This window comes from Rheinheimera sp. WS51, assembly GCF_050936095.1.
Classification (GTDB): Bacteria; Pseudomonadota; Gammaproteobacteria; order Enterobacterales; family Alteromonadaceae; genus Alishewanella.
The window spans coordinates 141,950-163,747 of record NZ_JBOTRC010000002.1 but is presented as its reverse complement, the minus strand read 5'-3'; the positions used below and the strand labels follow the sequence as shown (position 1 = coordinate 163,747).

18 protein-coding genes and 4 tRNA genes are annotated in these 21,798 nt (G+C 40.5%); 8 read left to right on the top strand and 14 right to left on the bottom strand.

What is annotated here, in order from left to right:
* The first annotated feature begins 10 nt into the window (after positions 1 to 10).
* From ACRCA4_RS04560 to ACRCA4_RS04540, 5 genes are read left to right on the top strand one after another with little or no spacing between them, the layout of a single operon-like run.
* The gene (locus tag ACRCA4_RS04560; protein ID WP_433184798.1) at positions 11 to 1,621 is read left to right on the top strand and encodes an ABC transporter substrate-binding protein; all 1,611 of its coding nucleotides are present in this window, start codon (positions 11 to 13) and stop codon (positions 1,619 to 1,621) included.
* Complete coding sequence (locus ACRCA4_RS04555) at positions 1,618 to 2,634, top strand: ABC transporter permease (protein ID WP_433184795.1); 1,017 nt, start codon at positions 1,618 to 1,620, stop codon at positions 2,632 to 2,634. Before ACRCA4_RS04560 ends, ACRCA4_RS04555 begins: the two co-directional genes overlap by 4 nt.
* Position 2,635: 1 nt before the next feature.
* Positions 2,636 to 3,532, top strand: coding sequence for an ABC transporter permease subunit (locus ACRCA4_RS04550; RefSeq protein ID WP_433184793.1), 897 nt, complete (start codon positions 2,636 to 2,638; stop codon positions 3,530 to 3,532).
* Positions 3,532 to 4,527: a peptide ABC transporter ATP-binding protein gene (locus ACRCA4_RS04545; RefSeq protein ID WP_433184790.1), complete on the top strand. Its 996-nt coding sequence runs from the start codon at positions 3,532 to 3,534 to the stop codon at positions 4,525 to 4,527. Before ACRCA4_RS04550 ends, ACRCA4_RS04545 begins: the two co-directional genes overlap by 1 nt.
* Positions 4,524 to 5,291 (top strand): ATP-binding cassette domain-containing protein, encoded by a 768-nt coding sequence (locus ACRCA4_RS04540; protein WP_433184787.1) that lies wholly within the window; start codon positions 4,524 to 4,526, stop codon positions 5,289 to 5,291. The genes ACRCA4_RS04545 and ACRCA4_RS04540 overlap by 4 nt, the downstream gene beginning before the upstream one ends.
* Before the next feature lie 97 nt (positions 5,292 to 5,388).
* On the opposite strand, the gene ACRCA4_RS04535 is transcribed toward ACRCA4_RS04540, so the two are convergent.
* The 13 genes from ACRCA4_RS04535 to ACRCA4_RS04475 form a co-directional block, all read right to left on the bottom strand.
* On the bottom strand, positions 5,389 to 7,299 hold the full coding sequence (locus tag ACRCA4_RS04535) for a SurA N-terminal domain-containing protein (protein WP_433184784.1): 1,911 nt from the start codon (positions 7,297 to 7,299) through the stop codon (positions 5,389 to 5,391).
* A gap of 234 nt (positions 7,300 to 7,533) precedes the next feature.
* Positions 7,534 to 7,806 carry a nucleoid-associated protein HU-beta gene (gene hupB / locus ACRCA4_RS04530; protein ID WP_433184781.1) on the bottom strand — a complete coding sequence of 91 codons (273 nt, stop codon included), beginning with the start codon at positions 7,804 to 7,806 and terminating at the stop codon, positions 7,534 to 7,536.
* 211 nt (positions 7,807 to 8,017) lie between these two features.
* On the bottom strand, positions 8,018 to 10,414 hold the full coding sequence (gene lon, locus ACRCA4_RS04525) for an endopeptidase La (RefSeq protein WP_433184779.1): 2,397 nt from the start codon (positions 10,412 to 10,414) through the stop codon (positions 8,018 to 8,020).
* Between the two features lie 151 nt (positions 10,415 to 10,565).
* Entirely contained in the window at positions 10,566 to 11,843 is a 1,278-nt protein-coding gene (gene clpX / locus ACRCA4_RS04520; protein WP_433184776.1) for an ATP-dependent protease ATP-binding subunit ClpX, read from the bottom strand.
* Between the two features lie 55 nt (positions 11,844 to 11,898).
* Positions 11,899 to 12,504 (bottom strand): ATP-dependent Clp endopeptidase proteolytic subunit ClpP, encoded by a 606-nt coding sequence (clpP, locus tag ACRCA4_RS04515; protein WP_433185279.1) that lies wholly within the window; start codon positions 12,502 to 12,504, stop codon positions 11,899 to 11,901.
* A gap of 120 nt (positions 12,505 to 12,624) precedes the next feature.
* On the bottom strand, positions 12,625 to 13,935 hold the full coding sequence (gene tig, locus ACRCA4_RS04510) for a trigger factor (protein WP_433184773.1): 1,311 nt from the start codon (positions 13,933 to 13,935) through the stop codon (positions 12,625 to 12,627).
* A gap of 231 nt (positions 13,936 to 14,166) precedes the next feature.
* Positions 14,167 to 15,420, bottom strand: coding sequence for a glutamate-5-semialdehyde dehydrogenase (locus ACRCA4_RS04505; RefSeq protein WP_433184770.1), 1,254 nt, complete (start codon positions 15,418 to 15,420; stop codon positions 14,167 to 14,169).
* Positions 15,417 to 16,538, bottom strand: a complete 1,122-nt coding sequence (gene proB, locus ACRCA4_RS04500; RefSeq protein WP_433184768.1) for a glutamate 5-kinase — start codon at positions 16,536 to 16,538, stop codon at positions 15,417 to 15,419. Before proB ends, ACRCA4_RS04505 begins: the two co-directional genes overlap by 4 nt.
* A gap of 216 nt (positions 16,539 to 16,754) precedes the next feature.
* The gene (locus tag ACRCA4_RS04495) at positions 16,755 to 17,255 is read right to left on the bottom strand and encodes a GNAT family N-acetyltransferase (RefSeq protein WP_433184766.1); all 501 of its coding nucleotides are present in this window, start codon (positions 17,253 to 17,255) and stop codon (positions 16,755 to 16,757) included.
* A 154-nt stretch (positions 17,256 to 17,409) separates the two neighbouring features.
* A tRNA-Pro gene (locus ACRCA4_RS04490) sits at positions 17,410 to 17,486 on the bottom strand.
* Between the two features lie 11 nt (positions 17,487 to 17,497).
* Positions 17,498 to 17,573 (bottom strand) — tRNA-His (locus ACRCA4_RS04485).
* Positions 17,574 to 17,616: 43 nt separating this feature from the next.
* Positions 17,617 to 17,693: transfer RNA gene (locus ACRCA4_RS04480), tRNA-Arg, on the bottom strand.
* A 73-nt stretch (positions 17,694 to 17,766) separates the two neighbouring features.
* Positions 17,767 to 17,843 (bottom strand) — tRNA-Pro (locus tag ACRCA4_RS04475).
* 196 nt (positions 17,844 to 18,039) lie between these two features.
* Here ACRCA4_RS04475 and folD point away from each other — a divergent pair.
* Positions 18,040 to 18,900: a bifunctional methylenetetrahydrofolate dehydrogenase/methenyltetrahydrofolate cyclohydrolase FolD gene (gene folD, locus ACRCA4_RS04470; protein WP_433184763.1), complete on the top strand. Its 861-nt coding sequence runs from the start codon at positions 18,040 to 18,042 to the stop codon at positions 18,898 to 18,900.
* Positions 18,901 to 18,975: 75 nt separating this feature from the next.
* Here the strand turns inward: folD and cysS are convergent, their stop codons facing one another.
* Entirely contained in the window at positions 18,976 to 20,352 is a 1,377-nt protein-coding gene (cysS, locus tag ACRCA4_RS04465) for a cysteine--tRNA ligase (protein ID WP_433184760.1), read from the bottom strand.
* A 150-nt stretch (positions 20,353 to 20,502) separates the two neighbouring features.
* On the opposite strand from cysS, the gene ACRCA4_RS04460 reads away from it, so the two are divergent.
* Together ACRCA4_RS04460 and lpxH are read left to right on the top strand one after the other, a co-directional pair.
* On the top strand, positions 20,503 to 20,997 hold the full coding sequence (locus ACRCA4_RS04460; protein WP_433184758.1) for a peptidylprolyl isomerase: 495 nt from the start codon (positions 20,503 to 20,505) through the stop codon (positions 20,995 to 20,997).
* Positions 20,998 to 21,009: 12 nt separating this feature from the next.
* Positions 21,010 to 21,771: a UDP-2,3-diacylglucosamine diphosphatase gene (gene lpxH / locus ACRCA4_RS04455; protein WP_433184755.1), complete on the top strand. Its 762-nt coding sequence runs from the start codon at positions 21,010 to 21,012 to the stop codon at positions 21,769 to 21,771.
* Positions 21,772 to 21,798 lie beyond the last annotated feature (27 nt).

The following is a 21,798-nucleotide window of genomic DNA, read 5'->3' as shown; positions in this document are numbered from 1 at the left end:
CAGCGTTAGTTTGGTTACAAAACTTGTTACTTTGCTGGCTAGCAGTGCCATATTAAGCGCCTGCGATCCAAAATTACCAGAGCAATTTGCTTCCAGCATCGTCTATTGCTCTGAGGGTTCACCTGAGTCTTTTAATCCTCAACTGATAACCTCAGGCACAACTATCGATGCTATTAGTTTACAACTTTACGATAGACTGCTTGATCTTGACGCTAGTACCGGCGAGTTAATTCCTGGTTTAGCCAAAAATTGGCAAGTAAGCAACGACGGCACTGAATATCTATTTAATTTGCGCGCTAATGTTCAGTTTCATCAAACCCATTATTTTACGCCTAGCCGTACCTTACAAGCCGAAGATGTAGTATTTACCTTTAATCGGATTAGTGATCCTACGCATCCTTATCATTTTCAAGGTGGCGGAAGTTACCCCTACTTTCAAAGTGTGGCTTGGTCTAACTTAGTTGAATCTGTCACTGCTTTAGATAGCTATACCATTAAATTTAAGCTAAGCCAGCCAAATAGTTCTTTTTTATCCATGCTAGCAACCGACTTTTCAGCTATTTTATCCGCTGAATATGCGCAGCAATTACTAGACAACAATACGCCAGCCATTATCGATATACTGCCCATAGGTACTGGCCCCTTTTTATTTAAAGAATATCAAAAAGATGTGTTAATTCGCTATCATCGCCACCCTAACTATTGGCGCGAGTTGGCAAAACCTGAACAATTAGTTTTTGATATAGTGCCTAATAATGCACGGCGTATGGCTAAGTTGTTAACCCATGAGTGTGACATTATTGCTTATCCTCGGGTGCCTGAGCTTAAACTTATAAGTAAGCGCAGCGATGTCGATATCCAAGAAAGTACTAATATGAACGTCGGCTTTTGGGCCTTTAATACTCAAAAAGCCCCCTTTGACAATATTAAAGTTCGCCAAGCGTTATCTTTAGCCATTAACCGCGATGCTATTATGCAAGCGGTGTATTACGGCTATGCCACCCCAGCAACTTCGCTACTGCCGCCTACGTCATGGGCATTTAACCCTAATTTAGAGCCTACAACTTATGATCCTATCGCCGCTAAAGCACTATTAAAAGAAGCCGGTTATAGCAAAGGCTTTAATATGGATATTTGGGCCATGCCGGTTCAGCGACTCTATAATCCGAATGCAATTAAAATGGCAGAATTAATCCAAGCCGATTTAGCGCAAATTGGTGTTAAAGCCAAAATTGTAACCTACGAATGGAATAGCTTTAGGCGTAAACTCACTAATTTCGAGCATGACTCAGTGTTAATTGGTTGGGCGGCTGACAATGCTGATCCAGATAACTTTTTTCGCCCTTTGCTTAGCTGCAGCGCAGCAATTACGGGCACTAATAGAGCCAACTGGTGTGATGAAAGTTTTGATCAGTTAATTAATCAAGCCATCCTAACTGCTGATCAAAAACAAAGACGAAGTTATTATTGGGCAGCACAGCAATACCTTTTTGAACAAGTACCTTTAGTAAGTATTGCCCATTCTCAGCGCTTTCAAGCTTTAAATATTGATGTCAAAGGCGTTGCAATTAACCCCTATGGTGGTATTTCTTTGGCAACAGCCACTAAGGTAAAACAATGAGAGCTTTTTTATTACGCCGATTATTTTTATTAGCCTTTGTTTTTATCGCTTTAAGCTTATTTGCCTTTAGCTTAGCTTATTTATTTCCAGGTGATATTTTAAATAACTTAAGTGGCTTACACCAAATAAGCCCAGAGCAGGCAGTACAACTCACTAATTACTATCAATTAGATCGCAGTTACGTAGCCCAATATTTTGCTTATTTACAACGCATTTTCAATGGTGATTGGGGCCTGTCTTTTGCCAGCCAACAACCTTTACTACAAGAAATTCAACACTTAACCCCAGCAACAATAGAACTAGCCGCTTATGCCTTATTTATTTCGTTTTTTATAGGTATCCCTCTTGGCATTATTGCTGCTATAAAACCAGATGGCGTGATGAGTAAAACTATTTCAGCCATTGCAATTACTGGTTATTCTTTACCAATTTTTTGGTGGGGTTTATTGCTTATCATGATTTTTTCATTAGCCTTAGGTTGGCTACCAACAGCAGGCAGAATTAATGTCTTATATGAAATCCCTCATCAAAGTGGCTTTATGCTGTGGGATATTTATATCGCTGACATTCCTTATAAAGCTGAAGCCTTTTATAATGCCTTACAGCATCTATTATTACCCACTATTGTTTTAGCCACCTTTCCAACCACGGTAATGCTGCGATTTGTACGTGACTCTATGCTTGATGTATTACAGCAAAATTATATTAAAACTGCGCGTGCAAAAGGCCTAAGCCGAGCTCAAGTGTTATATCGTCACGGCTTAAGAAACGCCTTATTACCCGTAATTAGGCAAATAGGCTTACAATTTAGCACGCTAATAACCTTGGCCATGATGACCGAAATTATTTTTTCTTGGCCAGGATTAGGCCATTGGCTAATTGATAGTATTTATCAGCGCAATTACCCTGCTATTCAAGCCGGCTTACTAATGATTTCAACCTTAGTAATTAGTGCCAATATGTCTACTGATCTGTTGCATACTTATTTTAATCCGCTCGCGAGGAAGCCTTAATATGGCGTTTATTCGTATATTGCCAGATGAGCAACTTGCACGCTCACCTCAGGTGCAGCTGTGGCGTGAGTTTTCGCGTCAACACAGTGCCATGGCAGGTTTAGTATTATTTTGTGCCTTCACTTTAATCAGTATCGTTGCTCCATTGTTGCTTTTAAATGACCCAAACCAACAAATGGATACCTTACTGTTAGTGCCGCCCTCTTGGTCAGATCAAGGCTTAATCCAGTATCCCTTTGGTACCGATGATTTAGGTCGAGATCTTTTTTCTCGCATGCTAATAGGAACGCGCTATACCTTTGGTATTGCCATGCTTACCGTATTAGGCTCGCTATTTATGGGCATAGTGTTAGGTGCCTTAGCCGGCATGAGTAAAGGCTTTAAATCTAGTGTGTTTAACCATATTCTTGATTTAGCCTTAACTATTCCCTCTTTATTGCTCGCCATTATAATTGTGGCTATTTTAGGCCCAGGCTTAATTAATACGACTTGGGCAATTATGTTGGCTTTACTGCCGCAATTTGTGCATGGCATCCGCAATGCAATTAGTAGCCAATTAAATGAAGACTACGTTATCGCCTATCGGTTAGATGGCGCCAATAACTGGCAGGTTTTTATCCGTATTATTTTACCTAATACCTGGGAGCAACTGACCCTGATGGCAAGTATGGCCCTATCAACCGCAATACTAGATATTGCTGCCTTAGGCTTTTTAGGTTTAGGTGCTCAAGCACCTACAGCAGAATGGGGAACTATGATTGCTGACTCCTTAGATCTTATTTATTTAGCCCCAACTAGTATAGCCATCCCGGGTTTACTGATATTTTTGGCCGTATTATCGGTCAATTTAGTAGGCGATGGTTTACGTACAGCAATTAAAAAACGGCGAGAAGGCTAATGTTATTATTAGATATTAAAAACCTAACCATAGAGCTCAATACGCCAGATGGTATGATCCGCGCCGTTGATAAAGTTAACTTTAGCTTACGTGAGGGCGAAATCCGCGGCCTTGTTGGTGAATCCGGCTCGGGCAAAAGCTTAATAGCCAAAGCCATTGTTGGCGTGTTAAATCAGCGCTGGCAAGTGACTGCCGACAGGTTTCATTGGGCAGGGCAAGATTTATTACGGATGAATTCAACTCAACAGAGAAAAATTATTGGCCGTGATATTGCCATGATTTATCAAGAGCCTAGCTTAAGCTTAGATCCAACCGACGTCATTATTGATCAACTAGAAGAAGCCATACCTGATCATCAATTAGAAGGGCCATGGTGGCGTAGAAGCTATAATAGACGACGCAAAGCCATTGCGTTATTACATAAAGTTGGCATTCGTGATCATAAAGCTGTGATCCATAGCTACCCTTATCAACTATCCGAGGGGATTTGCCAAAAAGTGACTATCGCTATGGCTGTTGCTAAAAGCCCAAAGTTACTTATCGCGGATGAGCCTACTACGGCCTTAGAAAGCTCTACTCAAGCCCAGCTGTTTCGGCTACTAGCGAGCTTTAATCAGCTTAAAGGTACTGCCATTTTATTAATTAGTCATGAGCTTGAAACCATAGCTCGCTATACGCAAAGCCTCAGTGTTTTATATTGTGGTCAGCTTGTTGAAGCCGGTGAAACCGCAACTATCCTTAAACAACCCTTTCATCCTTATACTAATGCCTTAATTAAAAGTGTGCCGGAATTTCAACCAGAATTACCAGCAAAATCACCGTTATATGCGTTACCTGGTAGTATTCCCGTCTTGCAGCATTTACCTATAGGCTGTCGTTTAGGCCCCCGCTGTCCAAACGCCCGCAAAGAATGTGTTAAAACACCTAAATTAGAACGTTTACACAATCATTATTACAGCTGCCATTTTCCATTGTTAGAAAAAGAATCGCTATGACTGCCTTATTAGAAGTCCAAAATTTATCTAAAACCTACTTTAGCTCCAAAGGCTTATTTGGCCGCCAAGCGGTTCATGCGTTAACTGATATTAACTTTAGTTTGCACGCAGGAAAAACCTTAGCCATTGTAGGTGAAACGGGCTCTGGCAAAAGCACTTTAGCCAAACTGCTTGTTGGCATAGAAAAACCAGATATGGGCAATATTATCTTGGCCGGTGAGAAAGTTAAAATTAGCCACTTTAAACAATATAATCATGTGATCCGCTTTATTTTCCAAGACGCCGAGCGAACACTGAACCCCCATCAAAAAATTGGCCAAATGTTAGATGATGTTTTACGCTTTAGTACTATCTTAGATCCACAACAACGACAATTAAAAATCCAAGCCATATTAAAGCAATTAGGCTTATTAGATGATCACGCTGATTACTACCCTCATATGTTTTCTGGTGGCCAAATACAGCGTGTAGCGCTCGCTAGAGCGTTAATTCTTGATCCTAAACTGCTTATACTCGATGAAGCATTAACCGCCTTAGATCCTTCTTTACGAGCTCAAATTGTCAATTTATTACTAGAGCTACAACAAAGTACCGGCATTGCCTACCTATTAATAACTAATCACTTACGTTTAATTCGTCATATTGCCGATGATTTACTAGTGTTACATGACGGCAAAGTGGTCGATTATGCTGACACCATGACAGTGTTTAACCAACCGCAATCAGACTTTACTAAAAAATTAATCAATAGCACTCAAGAATAATCTTATTGAGTATCAAATAAGCAGATATAAAAAAAGCCGTGTAGAAACACGGCTTTTTACTATCAATAATAAAGTAATGATTTTTAGCTATTACTCGTTAAAACTCACTCGCTTGGCTAGCACGTAAGTTGCGTGTAATTTCTGCTTTAGCTTTTAACGAAGCTAATACCGCAGCATATGCTTGCTGAGCGTTTTGTTCAGCTAAACTGTCCAGCTGCTCTGCAGTAGGTGCTACAGTAACTTGCGCATCATTAACGGCTAACACTGATACTAAGGCAACATCACCATTGGCTAATTTAACCATATCAACGGCTGATTTATTTTCGATGGGTCTTGCCATAGCAAAAGCTTTAGCACGAATTTGACCATCTAAAGTACCACCAAAACGCGGTGTATTTACTGACTTCTCAACAGTCAGGTTAGCACTTTTCGCGATAGTCGTTAATTCAGCATCAGCAAATTCAGCTAACAAAGATTGCGCTTTAGCTTCAGCCATTTTTGCGCTTTGTTCAGCCTTAACTGCTGCTTCTACTGCCACTTTAACTTCATCTAGGCCCTGAGTACGTGCAGGCTCAGACTCTATAACACGCACTACAATAACGTGCTGCTTATCAAGCTCAATAACATCACTATTAATTTGTTCAGCAATAAAATTACTATCAAATATTTTTGCCATAATTTCAGGTGCATTTAATGGCTCGGTTACTGTACTGTGAGTAAATAAAGGAGTCGTAACAACTGACGCATCAATGGCTAACGCAGCATCTTCTAGCGTATCTGGAATTTCAAAGCTTACTTCAGCTAAACGCTGTTGTGCATCATAAAATTCAGTAGCAGCTTGGTCTTCTTGTAAACGTTTTGCAATCTCGGCAGAAACCTCAGACAAAGGCTGTTGTTGTGCCGGCTCAAGTGTAACCAACTTAATGATATGATAGCCATAAGCTGTTTTAACCACCGAGCTTAAGTCACCTTCATTTTTTAAAGCAAAAGCGACAGCTTCAAAGTCTTCATCCATATCGCCTTGGGCTAACCAATCAAGCTCGCCTCCGTTCTCAGCTGAAAATGTATCTGCTGATTCGGTTTTCGCTAACTCGGCAAAGTCTGCACCCGACTTTAACTTGGCTAATAACTCGTTCGCTTTAGCTTCTACTGCAGCATCTTCCTCTTCAGATTCAAGCATAATATGCGCAACTTTACGGCGCTCCTTAGTTGAATATAATGCTTTATTATCATTATAAAACTGTTCAATTTGCTGCTCTGAGATAACAATTTTTTCAGCTAAGCTTGCAGCTGATAATTCAACATATTCTACAGCAACCCTTTGCTCAGTTTGATACATACCAATATGTGTCGTGTAATAATCTTCCAGCATCTGCTGGGTAATATTCACTTCTGAAACAAAGTCAGCTGATGCAATACGTGCATACTCTATGTCGCGGCTTTGCTGCTGCAAAGTCAATAATTGTTGCATCTCATTAGCGGTAGCAAAGTCACTACCTAGCACACTAATTAATAATTGATTACGCGACATTTGGTCACGCATCAACTCACGAAACTGCTCAGGCTGATAGCCAGATTGACTTAATAAGGCTATATAACGGTCATTATTAAATTGACCATCAATTTGAAATTCTGTCATGCCACGTATTGCATCGCGCACTTGTTCGTCGCTTACTCTTAAGCCTAGCTTATTTGCAAATTGTTGTTGCAGCCGCTCATCAATTAAACGCTCTAAAACATCGCTACGAAATTTATTCATATAGGCTGGATCAGCAGCTAAACTAGCGTACATTTCGCCAAATTGCTGCTGCAAGCGAGAGCGTTCATTCTGAAACGCTTGGTCAAATTCATTTTGAGTAATTTTGTCGCCATTCACTGTGGCAACATTGACTTCCGCAGGAGTACTTAAATAGCTGCCTACACCTGCTAATGCAAATGTCAGGATAACCAAGCCGAGTATTATTTTGGCAATTATACCCTGCGATCCTTCTCTGATTTTTTCTAACATCTTGGTATGATCTCTTTATTCTACTTAGCGCCTGGGAAGCAACATCAATACTTAGTTGTTGCCGTAAAAAAAAACGCATCTTAACAGATGCGCTTTTTTTAGAGAAGCCTTTACAAGGCTACGGTTGCTTTATCCTAACATCCGCCATGTTATTTCTGTCTTTATTTGAAACACATCTGCGGATTTAAAATTAAACTTCCGCCCAAATTTCTGTGTTAATCACAGAGGTTTGGCTTAATTACAGGCGTCTTTTAATGCTTTACCTGGCTTGAAAGCAGGAATCTTAGCCGCAGCGATTTGGATAGTTTCACCCGTTTGTGGGTTACGACCTGTACGAGCTGCGCGCTCGCGCACACTGTATGTTCCAAAACCAACTAGTGCTACAGAGTCGCCTTCTTTAAGAGCTTCGGTAACCGCATCAATGAACGAATCTAAAGCACGACCCGCTGATGCCTTAGAAATGTCTGCACCAGCAGCAATTTTGTCGATAAGTTGAGACTTGTTCACAATATCATCCCCTTCAATTGTTATTATTTTCAACAACTACACTTTACTAACCTTGTAAGTGCGTTCCAATGTTATAACAAGCAACTTGGTCGCTTGCAAGTAAAAAGAAACAGTAAAGCTAGTATTATTGCTTTGACTGTAGCCCTTGTCTGATAAGGGCTACGTCTAAACTGCCCATAACTTATCACAGCTTAACGGAATTAAAAGCCCCCTAAACCGGATTTTTTTCGCTTTTTTTACCTTTTGCTGCTTTTTTTACCGATTTTTCGACAGAAACACGTGCTGTAGGCTCTTGTAGGGCCAATTCTAATACTTCATCAATCCATTTCACGGCACAAATTTCAATATCACCTTTAACATTATCAGGGATGTCTTTTAAATCGCGCACGTTATCATGAGGAATTAATACCCGTTTAATACCACCGCGGTGTGCAGCTAACAGCTTCTCTTTTAAACCACCTATTGGTAATACTTCACCACGCAGCGTAATTTCACCCGTCATAGCAACATCAGCACGCACAGGGTTACCGGTTAAGCTAGAAACTAATGCCGTAACCATACCTATACCGGCACTAGGCCCATCTTTTGGTGTAGCGCCTTCTGGTACATGGACATGAATATCGCGTTTTTCATAAAAGTCTTCATTAATCCGTAAACCTTCAGCTCGACTTCTTACTACCGTCATCGCAGCTTGAATAGACTCTTTCATTACATCACCTAGTGAGCCAGTAAAGGTTAACTTACCTTTACCTACCACCGAAGCCGCTTCAATGGTTAATAAGTCTCCACCTACTTCTGTCCAAGCTAAGCCCGTTACTTGGCCAATACGGTTACTATCGTCGGCTTTACCATAATCAAAACGTTGCACACCTAAGAACTCTTCTAGGTTATCGTTATTAATAACAACTTGTTTTAATTTTTTATTTAATAAAATTTGTTTAACCGCTTTACGACATAACTTAGAAATTTCACGCTCTAGATTACGTACACCAGCTTCACGGGTGTAATAACGAATAATGCCAATAATAGCGCTATCTTCAATCACAATTTCATCTGCTTTTAAGCCGTTACGGCCCACTTGTTTAGAAATTAAATGTTGCTTAGCAATATTCAGCTTTTCGTCTTCGGTGTAACCGGCTAAACGGATAACTTCCATTCTATCGAGCAAGGCTGCCGGAATATTTAAGCTATTAGAGGTAGCAAAAAACATCACATCCGATAAATCATAATCAACTTCTAGATAATGATCACTAAACGAGGTGTTTTGCTCCGGATCTAACACCTCTAATAAAGCGGCCGCCGGATCGCCTCTAAAATCAGAGGCCATCTTGTCAATTTCATCGAGTAAAAATAGTGGGTTTCGCACCCCTACTTTTGCCATTTTCTGAATAATCTTACCTGGCATAGAACCAATATAAGTACGGCGATGACCACGAATTTCCGCTTCATCACGCACGCCACCTAGCGCCATACGCACATATTTTCGCCCTGTTGCTTTGGCTACCGATTGGCCTAAAGAGGTTTTACCCACACCTGGTGGGCCAACTAAGCACAATATTGGGCCTTTAAGCTTATTAACCCGCTGTTGCACGGCTAGATACTCAACAATACGCTCTTTAACTTTTTCTAAACCGTAATGATCAGCATCGAGGATCTTTTCTGCTGCAGCTAAATCTTTTTTAACTTTACTGCGGGCTTTCCACGGCACATTGGTTAGCCATTCGATATAGCTACGAACGACAGTCGCTTCTGCTGACATCGGCGACATCATTTTTAGCTTTTGTAATTCTGCTTTTGCCTTATCTGCCGCTTCGGCAGGCATTTTTACATCAGCTATTTTTTTAGCTAAGGCTTCAAACTCATCTGGCGCATCTTCAAGATCACCCAACTCACGCTGGATTGCCTTCATTTGTTCGTTTAAATAATACTCGCGCTGGCTTTTTTCCATCTGCTTTTTAACGCGACTGCGAATACGGCGCTCAACTTGTAAAATATCAATTTCGCTTTCCATCATCGCCATTAAATACTCAAGCCGCTCTTTAACATCTAACAGCTCAAGTACTTTTTGTTTGTCGTCAACTTTTAATGGCATATGTGCAGCCATCGTATCAGCCAACCTTGCTAAGTCTTCAATACCACTTAATGCAGTTAACACCTCAGGTGGGATTTTTTTATTTAGTTTAATGTAACCTTCAAACTGATTAATGGCAGAGCGTAAGAAGACTTCTTGCTCACGACCTTCAGGCTCTTCGGTAACAATCACATCAATATTTGCCGCAAAGGTTTCTTCGGTTTCTGTAAACTCGGCAATGCGAGCACGACGACTACCTTCTACTAATACTTTAACAGTACCATCTGGTAACTTTAATAACTGTAAAATAGTTGCAACAGTACCTATTTGGTAAATATCATCAACGCTAGGATCATCCAAGGTGGCATCTTTTTGCGCCACTAAGAATATTTGTTTATCATTTTCCATAGCGGCATCAAGGCACTTGATAGACTTAGCTCGTCCAACAAAAAGTGGGATCACCATATGGGGATAGACGACTACGTCTCGCAGGGCCAATACTGGCATATGCAAACGTTCAGCTTGTTCTACTGTCATTGATTCTCTCTCGAAATTAATTATTGCTGGGCGCGAAACAGGTATTTGCCGCGAAACATGTCTAAGTATATGGGGTTAATTTAGTGAAGTTCAATTAGCAATACGAAAAAGGAGCTGATTCAGCTCCTTTTTTTATATTTTTTATACTTATTTACTGTGATTCAGCAGTTGCTGGATCATTAGCTTGATAAATGAGTATCGGATCACTCTCGCCACGAATAACAGTTTCATCAATAACCACTTTAGTGACATTTTCCATTGAGGGTAATTCGTACATAGTGTCTAACAATACACCCTCAACTATAGAGCGTAAGCCACGAGCACCCGTTTTACGTTCCATTGCTTTATCAGCTATTGCTTTTAAAGCATCATTACGAAACTCTAATTCAACATTTTCCATTTCGAATAGTGCAGCAAACTGTTTAACTAACGCATTTTTTGGTTCACTTAGAATTTGAATTAATGCATCAGCATCAAGTTCAGTTAAGGTAGCGACTACCGGTAAGCGACCAATAAACTCAGGAATTAAACCGTACTTCACTAAATCTTCAGGTTCAACATCACGGAAAGACTCACTAATGCTGCGCGTGCTTTCTTTGCTGCGAACCTCAGCACCAAAACCAATGCCAGAACCTTTAGCACAACGTTGTTCAATGACTTTATCTAAGCCAGCAAAAGCACCACCACAGATAAACAGTATCTTAGAGGTATCTACCTGTAAAAACTCTTGCTGTGGGTGCTTACGGCCACCTTGTGGGGGTACTGAAGCTACAGTGCCTTCAATTAACTTTAATAACGCTTGCTGAACACCTTCCCCTGATACATCACGGGTAATAGATGGATTATCAGACTTACGTGAAATTTTATCTATTTCATCAATATAGACAATACCGCGCTGGGCTTTCTCTACATCGTAATCACATTTTTGCAGTAATTTTTGAATGATATTTTCAACGTCTTCACCAACATAACCGGCTTCAGTTAATGTTGTTGCATCAGCCATAGTAAACGGCACATCTAATAAACGCGCTAAGGTTTCAGCTAATAATGTTTTACCACTACCTGTAGGGCCAATCAGTAAGATATTACTCTTACCTAACTCAACTTCAGGTTGATGTTCTGCATTACGTAAACGTTTGTAATGGTTGTAAACAGCGACAGCTAACACTTTTTTAGCATGCTCTTGGCCAATTACATAATCATCAAGATGAGTACGGATCTCGCGCGGCACCGGCAATTTGTCAGCATCACGTTTAGGAGAAATATCCTTTATTTCTTCCCGTATTATGTCATTGCATAAATCAACACATTCATCACAAATATAAACTTGTGGTCCTGCGATTAACTTACGCACTTCATGCTGTGACTTACCACAGAAAGAGCAATACAACAATTTACCACTCTTATCGCCATCGGTGCGATCAGACATCTAATTACCTCTTCACTACAAGGCAGTTCGCTTTATAGCGGCTGCTGAGTTTCTGTTACTTTGTATCTCTATTAGTCAATATGGCGTCAACTAGGCCATAATCCAAGGCCTGTTGTGCACTTAAGAAGTTATCACGCTCAGTATCTTTGCATACTTGCTCATAACTTTTACCTGAGTGCTCAGCCATTAAACGGTTTAGCTTTTCTCTAATATTTAAAATTTCACGAGCATGGATATCAAAATCAGTAGCTTGACCTTGAAAACCGCCTAAAGGCTGGTGAATCATAACGCGCGCATTTGGCAAGCAATAGCGTTTACCTTTAGTGCCGCCCGATAATAAGAATGCACCCATACTAGCGGCTTGGCCAACACAAACTGTTGCGATATCAGGCTTAATATAGCGCATTGTATCATAAATTGATAAACCCGCAGTGACAGAGCCACCTGGCGAATTAATATAAATATAAATATCTTTTTCTGGGTTTTCAGACTCTAAAAATAATAACTGAGCCACGATAAGGTTGGCCATATGATCTTCAACCTGACCAGTTAAAAAAATAACACGTTCTTTTAATAACCGAGAATAAATATCATACGAGCGTTCGCCTTTCGCCGTTTGCTCTATCACCATAGGAACTAACGCGCTGACTAAATCGTTCAGATGTTGTGGCATAGACATAAAATGAGGTTCCCTCTAAATAACTACTAAGCAGTGCCTAAAAATAAAATGGCCCGAACTGTTGTTCGAGCCATTAAAACTGTCGTGACTCAATAAGTCAACTTACTGAGCAGCTTGCGGATTCATTATTTCGTCAAAAGCCGCTTTTTCTTCAGTAACATTAGCTTTAGCTAATATCAAATCAATTGCTTGCTCTTCTAACGCAACATTACGCATGCTTTGCATTAATTCTTTATTACCGTTGTAGTATTCTACAACTTCTTGTGGATCTTCATAAGCTGAAGCAACAGAATCAATTAACTGTTTAACTTTGTCTTCATCGACTTTAAGTTCATTAGTTTTGATTACTTCACCTAATAATAAACCTACTTTAACCCGATCTTTAGCTTGCTCTTCAAATAAAGATGCTGGTAATTCAGGTAAATTTTTAGGGTCAATATTATTGCCAAAACGTTGCATGGCTTGTTTACGTAAAACGTCAACTTCACCTTCAACTAAAGCAGCAGGAACATCTAATTCATTATGCTCTAATAAACCTTTGATAACTTGCTCTTTAACTTTAGCTTTAATATTTTGCTCTAGCTCACGGTTCATGTTTTTACGAACTTCAACTTTCAGTGCATCAACTGAAGCTGTTTCTAAACCGAATAAACCGGCAAATTCATCGTTTAATTCAGGTAAAACTTGCTGTTGAACTTTATTTACAGTAATAACAAAACTGGCAGCTTTACCTTTTAAGTTCTCCGCATGGTAATCTTCAGGGAAGTTAACTTCTACCGTTACTTCTTCACCGGCTTTTTTACCAATAATGCCATCTTCAAAACCTGGGATCATCCGATTTTGACCAAGCTCTAATTCAAAATTATTCGCTTTGCCACCTTCGAACTCTTCGCCATCGATAGAACCAACAAAATCAATTTCAACTTTATCGCCTGCAGCTGCAGCGTCAGATTTCTCTTCCCACGTAGCATGTTGCTTACGTAAAGTGTCTAACATTTTGCTCATATCTTCGTCAGTAATTTCAACTACTGGCTTAGTTACAGCAATTTTATCTAAGTTTTGTACTTCAACTTCTGGGTAAACTTCAAACGTTGCAGTGAACTCTAATGCTTTACCTTGGCTTAACTCACCAGGAGTAAAAGTAGGTGCGCCTGCTGGGTTTAATTTATTTTCAATGATAGCTTCATAAAAGTGACGTTGCATTTGCTCAGAAGCAACTTCTTGTAATACCGACTGGCCATAGCGCTTTTGGATCAAGGAAACCGGAGCCTTACCTGGACGGAAGCCATCAATACGTTGGCGTTTAGCCAAGTCACGTAGACGACCTTTTACTTCGTTATCAATTTTTTCGGCTGGCACGGTAATAGTTACACGGCGCTCTAAACCTTGAGTGGTTTCAACTGAAACTTGCATCTTGTTTCCTCAAATTCAATATAGGGCGTTTACGCTACGCCGTAGTAATATGATCTAGCTTGGTTTAATAACGTTTACTAGTCTGTTATAAAAAAGGACGCGGCATTATAGCGAGCTAATCGGCTGAGGTCGAGTCCCAAAATTATGCCTTTTTATAACAAATTAAGATTAAAAAACGCAGCATGGTTATTGAGTAACCAAGCTGCGTTTTAAATTTTACTTGCAACTAATTTAGCTACGAGTTTGGCCTGTTCCTGTAACCACATACTTTTCAGTGGTTAAAGCTTCTAATCCCATAGGCCCATAAGCGTGAAGCTTACTGGTAGATATGCCAATTTCAGCACCTAAACCCAATTCACCGCCATCAGAAAAACGTGAAGAACTATTGTGCATAACAACAGCTGAATCAACCTGGCGAATAAAGCGCTCGGCATTGGCTTGATCACGAGTACAAATGACCTCTGTGTGCTGGCTACCAAAGCGATCAATATGTTCAATAGCATGGTCCATATCATCGACAATACGAATAGCAATTTCAGGCGCTAAATACTCTTGACCAAACTCATTGTCTTCAATTAGCTGGGCTTGGTTAAAGTAATCAACACTTTGCTTACAAGCATGAATAATCACGTTATGCTCAGCTAAGGCTGCACTTGCTTTAGGTAAAAAATCAGCAGCAACATGTTTATTTACCAATAAGCCTTCTAATGCATTACAAACACCAGGACGCTGAACTTTACCGTTTAATAGTAAATTAAGGCCCATGTCTAAATCTGCACTTTGATCAATATATAAGTGACAGACGCCTTTATAATGCTGAATGACAGGTATCCGGCTATGCTCAGTCACAAAGCGAATTAAACCTTCACCACCACGAGGGATCACTAAGTCAATATATTGTTCTTGCTTTAATAGTCCTAACATTAAATCGCGATCTGGATCAGGCACTATACTAATAACTTCATCCGGCAACTTATGCTCGCGTAATGCTTGTTGCATCGCTTTGGCTATCGCTAAGCTCGTTTGAATAGCTTCACGGCCACAACGTAAAATAACAGCGTTACCGGCTTTAAAGCACAAGGCACCTGCATCGGCTGTTACATTAGGACGCGCTTCATAAATCATACAAATTACGCCTAAAGCAATCCGGCGTTTTTCAATATTAATGCCGTTAGGACGCTGTTCAATAAACCGGGTTTTACCTACAGGATCGTCAAGGGCAATAATTTGCTCAATGGCACTTGCCATTGATTCAATTCGTTGTTCCGTTAACGTTAAACGGTCTATCATCGCAGCACTAGTATCGTTACTAACGGCAGTGGCAACTTCATCTTTATTAGCCGCTAAAATATCTGCTGTCGCTTCACGAATATGATTCGCCATGCTTTGTAATACAAAATTCTTTTCTTCAGTCGTTAAATTAGCAACTGCCTTAGCTGCTTTTGACGCTTTAGCAGCAATCATTGCTGCAACATCCGTACTCATATTCTCTCCAATAACATCATTTCACTACGGTGAATTACGGCATCACTGCCTGTAGGACAATAACCAATACAAGACTCTATATCTCGGCTTTGTTGACCTTTAATCGAAAATAACTCACTAGCACTAAACCGAGTAACACCTTTAGCAATTTTTCGTTTGCCGTTAGCACAACGAATTAACACCGCATCACCTGATTCAAACTCACCGTTAATATCAACAATGCCGCTACAAAGTAACGAGGCACCATGAGAGCGCAACGCTTCTATACAGCCATCGTCTACCCATATTTCACCTTTAGAACGTAAAGTATGGCGCACCCAATGTTTTTTCGCTGACATTGGTGTTTCTTGACCAAAGAAGATAGTGCCAGGGTTCTCTCCTGCTAATAAATCAGAAAAACTATCTGCTTTATGGCCGTCAATAATTAACGTATCTATACCATGGGCAGCCGCTTTTTCAGCCGCTTCAATCTTTGTGCGCATACCGCCAGTACCAACACTAGAGGTTGCACCACCTGCTAATGCATAAATTTCAGGCGTAATATGATCAACTTCAGCAATTAACGTTGCATTAGGGTCTTTATTAGGATCCGCAGTATATAAACCATCCACATCAGAACAGATAATCAATGCATCAGCATGAGATACCGTAGCAACCATAGCCGCTAAATTATCATTATCACCCACTTTTATCTCATCGGTTGCTATCGTGTCATTTTCATTCACGATAGGCAGCACTTTATGATCTAATAAGCGTTGTAAGGTGTTTTGAATATTAACATGACGCACACGATCACTTAAGTCACCATGCGTTAATAACACTTGCGCACAAGGGAAATCAAAGCAGCGGCTCCAAAAATTCATAAGCTCGCTTTGGCCAACTGCTGCCATAGCACGTTTTAAAGCTAAAGGAACACGCTGATGCTGAAAATTAAAATGATGACGTCCCGCTGCAACACTGCCTGACGAAACAAGAATGACTTCAACATCTTGAAGTCGACACTGCCGAATAAATTCAGCAATTGGACGTAAAAACTGTTCACTACAGCCCTGGTTTTCTGGCGCGATTAAAGCACTGCCAACTTTAAGCACTACTCGACGCCAGCTTGGGTTAATCATAACTCCTCCATTGGTTGTTCGAGCGAGATAATAGCAAAATCCGTAACCCAGCACCACCTCAGGCTAAAAAATCAGCAGCACGAGAAAGGCAGAACAAAGATTTAATCTTTAAAATTCAACAAGATAAATTAGACATAAATATAATCTATGCCTATTATAAACAATGAGAATGACAGGATAGTGTAATAAAATTACAAATTGCGCTCACTTTTAAAGTTAAGAGAAAAGCATAACTTGGCGCGGACTTGACTCTAATTGGACTGTTTTTTCATACTGCAAACCTAACTTACTAAGTAAATTAATAGATTCCACATTAGCTGCGTGTGTTAAGCCAATTATTCGGGATAAGTTTAATTGATTATAACCATAATGAATTACCGCCTTAGCAGCTTCGGTTGCATAACCTTGACGACAAAATTTAGGCAAAAAAGCAAAGCCAATATCGGTTTCTTGCAAAGCTTGACGGTAAATTAAACCACAAATACCCATAGCCTGACCATCAGTACAGCCTTCAACAAGAAATAAACCATAACCATGCTGCTGATAGCTTTTTATTGGACCATTCACTAAATAATTCAGAGCATCGCGTTCATTTCTAACCTCGCGATCAGCGATGTTATTGATAAAGGAAGGTTCATTTAATAACTGCAAGGTAAACTGAGTATCTGCCGCTGTAAAATGACGAATTTTAAGACGTGGTGTTTCTGCTATTACCATTAATTAGCCTAAAATAAATGCATTGAGTTAATTAATAATAGATAACAATTTACTTTTAGCCTATTGGCATTAACAAAAAAATACAATAATAGAAAAGAAGTGTGTTGATTTTGAATGTTGAGTGTTGAGTGTTGAGTGTTGAATTTTTAAGAAATGGTCGGTGATGCAGGATTTGAACCTGCGACCCCTTGGACCCAAACCAAGTGCGCTACCAAGCTGCGCTAATCACCGACAACAAAGAATGGGGTGGATGATGGGGTTCGAACCCACGACAACCGGAATCACAATCCGGGGCTCTACCAACTGAGCTACAACCACCACTGAAACCTTACTAATTTTGCTAGACTTGCAACGCTTGTTATGGCGCGCCCGATAGGATTCGAACCTATGACCCACGGCTTAGAAGGCCGTTGCTCTATCCGACTGAGCTACGGGCGCATAATCAAAACCCTACCAGCTAGCTTCTAATTTTAAAGTATGAAAATAAGTTTACTACTCTAAATTTAAAATTTGGTCGGTGATGCAGGATTTGAACCTGCGACCCCTTGGACCCAAACCAAGTGCGCTACCAAGCTGCGCTAATCACCGACGCTGTTGCACTAGAGCAACGGGGCAGAATATTACAGCTGACGAAGCAAAGGGTCAAACCTTTTTTCACATAAAACAACTGACTGCCTATTATTTGAACCTATTGTATAAAAAACAACTCACAATACGGGATAGAGTTATGCTGCAACCTGTGCGAAAATAGCGCCATCATATATACAGCAGAGATAGCATTTAGATGACAGCACAAATCATTGACGGTAAAGCCGTAGCACAAGCAACAAAAGACACTGTAGCAGCGCAAGTTCGAGCGCGTGTAGCCGCCGGGCGCCGTCCACCGGGTTTAGCTGTCATCTTAGTCGGTTTAGATGCCGCCTCTCAGGTTTATGTTGGTAGTAAGCGTAAAGCTTGTGAAGAAGTTGGTTTTCACTCTGTATCTTACGACTTACCCAGCGACACAACTGAAACGCAGTTACTCGAGTTAATTGATACGTTAAACCAAGATAAAACGGTTGATGGTATTTTAGTTCAATTACCTTTACCTGCAGGTATCGATGTCTCTGCCGTACTAGAGCGCATTCACCCAAATAAAGATGTTGATGGCTTTCATCCATATAATATAGGCCGTCTAGCCCAACGTATGCCTGCCCTACGCTCTTGCACCCCTAAAGGTATTATGACGCTATTGCAAAGTACCGGTGTTGATATAAAAAGCATGGATGCCGTTGTGGTAGGTGCTTCAAATATTGTTGGCCGCCCTATGGCATTAGAGTTATTACTAGCCGGTTGTACCGCGACGGTATGTCATAAGTTTACTAAGAATTTAGAGCAGCATGTTCGCCGAGCTGATTTATTAATTGTTGCTGTAGGTCGCGCTGAATTTATTCCCGGTGACTGGATTAAGCCTGGCGCCTTAGTTATTGATGTTGGCATTAACCGCATGGATAACGGCAAACTGGTTGGCGATATTGAATATGATAAAGCGGCAGAGCGTGCGCGTTATATCACACCAGTACCTGGTGGTGTTGGCCCGATGACAGTAGCCAGTTTAATAGAAAACACCCTTGAAGCTTGCCAGCTATATCACGACAAGCATTAATTCAAAAACAATAAAAAACCGCCTTTAGGCGGTTTTTTATTGTCTATAACTCAAAGCGATTATAACTGAGCAAAGTTAGCCTTTGCGCCAAGTGGTCACACCGTTTTTATCTTCAACAATAATGCCTTTAGCGGTTAATGCATCTCTTGCAGCATCTGCTGCGGCCCAATCTTTGTTGGTCCGCGCTTGATTACGCTGAGCAATTAAGGCTTCAATTTCTGCCACATCATCATCTGAAGTGCCTGATTGCAAGAATTGCTCTGCGCTGCCTTGCAATAATCCTAAGACGCCAGCGAGCAATTTTAACTCAGCAGCTAATTTTTTAGCTTTTGCCGGTTCTGTTTCTTTAAAACGATTAACCTCTTTGGCTAGCTCAAATAATACCGGTAGTGCTTCTGGGGTATTAAAATCATCATCCATCGCGGCTTTAAACTGAGCAATATAGTGACTATTCATATCGATGCTTTCACTTGGTACTACATTGCGTAATGCTGTGTATAAACGGCCTAAAGCAGAATGAGCTTGTTCTAAGTTTTCAGCTGAATAATTAAGCTGGCTACGATAATGGCTAGATAATAAAAAGTAGCGAACTGATTCTGGGTTATAGGTTGCTAGCACATCTTTTACAGTAAAGAAGTTGCCTAACGACTTAGACATTTTTTCTTTGTCTACTTGCACCATCCCCGTATGGATCCAGGTATTAACATACTTATGATCATGAGCACAGGTTGATTGGGCAATTTCATTCTCATGATGTGGGAATTGTAAGTCTGAGCCACCGCCGTGAATATCAAAATGTTGGCCTAAATGTTTAGCACTCATTGCTGAACATTCAATATGCCAACCTGGTCGGCCGTCACCCCATGGCGATTGCCAAAATGGCTCCCCCGGTTTCACCGATTTCCACAATACAAAGTCTAATGGGTTTTGTTTATTGTCTGCCACTTCCACCCGCGAGCCAGACTGCAGCATCTCTAAATTCTGCTGACTTAATTCGCCATAGGCTTTATATTTACTGACATCAAACAACACATCACCATCAGCCTCATAAGCATAGCCTTTAGCCTCGAGCTGTTCAATCATGCTAATAATTTCAGCCATATGTGTGGTTACTCTTGGCTCAATATCGGCAGGTAACAAACCTAATGCTGCAAAATCGTCATGCATGGCTTTAGTAAAACGCGCGGTAAGTGCATCACAGCTTTCATTGTTTTCTGCTGCACGATTAATAATTTTATCGTCAACATCAGTAATGTTACGTACATAAGTCACATCGTAACCAGAGAAACGTAAATAGCGATTAATAACATCAAAGGCAACATAGGTTCTGGCATGGCCAACATGGCAGTGGTCATATATTGTAATACCACAAACATAAAGCCCTACTTTGCCGGGTTCTATTGGGGTGAATAGCTGTTTTTTTCTAGTTAAGGTATTAAATATATGTAGCATCTTGTCCTCAAACTGGCCTCGCATGGCCAAAATTGTTGCATCAATGTGTTTTCTAATAGTGTATCACTGGCACCTTTATCCGGCTATCTTTGCTTTATGATTTGCGCTTGCTCAGGTAGAATAATGCCACTTATATGAAGAGGAATTTTTATGATCAGCTTACATACCAACTATGGCGTTATTAAATTACAACTTTTTGCCGACAAAGCGCCTGTTACCGCAGAAAACTTCACCAATTACGTTAAAGAAGGTTTTTACGATAATACAATATTCCACCGTGTTATCGATGGTTTTATGATCCAAGGTGGTGGCTTTACTGCTGATATGAACCAAAAAACAGCAAAAGCGCCAATCAAAAATGAAGCTAATAACAACGTTGCCAATAAAAAAGGCACTATAGCCATGGCCCGTACTAATGATCCGCATTCAGCTTCAAACCAATTCTTTATCAATGTCGGCGATAACGACTTTTTAAACCACAGCTCAGAAACTAGCGCTGGTTGGGGTTACTGTGTTTTTGGTGAAGTAGTTGAAGGAATGGATGTTGTTGATAGCATCAAAAAAGTAGCAACAACGCACTCTCATGGTCATGCCGATGTGCCTGTTAAGCCGGTTATTATTGAAAAAGCCGTACTTGAAGCTTAAGCCCATAATAACGTGCAGCCACTTTTAGAAACACCATACAGCCTATTTATTGCCGATATTCATTTATCGGCACAGCGGCCTGATATTACAGCAGCCTTTTTGCAATTTTTGCACACTACCGCTGTAAAGGCTGAGGCGCTGTATATTTTAGGTGATCTATTTGATGTTTGGATTGGCGATGATAATCCCGAGCCACTCGTGGCCGAAGTCGCCACTGCACTTAAACAGCTGAGTGATAATGGTACTCAGCTGTTTTTTATTCATGGCAATCGTGACTTTTTTTTACGCCAAGCTTATGCCAAACGCTGTGGAATGACACTGTTACCACCAGAGCAGGTGATTGACTTATACGGCACGCCTACGCTTATTATGCATGGTGACAGCCTTTGTACCTTAGATATTGCCTATCAAAAATTTCGCAAATGGTGGAACCAGCCTTGGTGGCAGTTTATTATGCTTAACTTGCCTTTAAAGTTGCGCCAGCATTTAGCCAAAAAAGCACGCTTACGCAGCGCTAAACATAAGCAGCAATATAATAATAATAATCAGCAACAGATCATGGATGTTACCCCAGAGGAAGTGATTCATGTTATGCAACAGGCTAAAGTGGATAAGTTAATTCATGGCCATACCCACCGCCCTGCTGTACATCAAGTCGCGCTAAATGGTCAAACTGGCCAACGCTATGTACTGGGTGACTGGTATAGCCAAAGTAGTTATTTATTCGTTAGCGCAAAGCAGTGGCAGTTACATTTCTCGCCCTTGGCTAACTAAATATCCATTTATGTCGTTACTACGCCT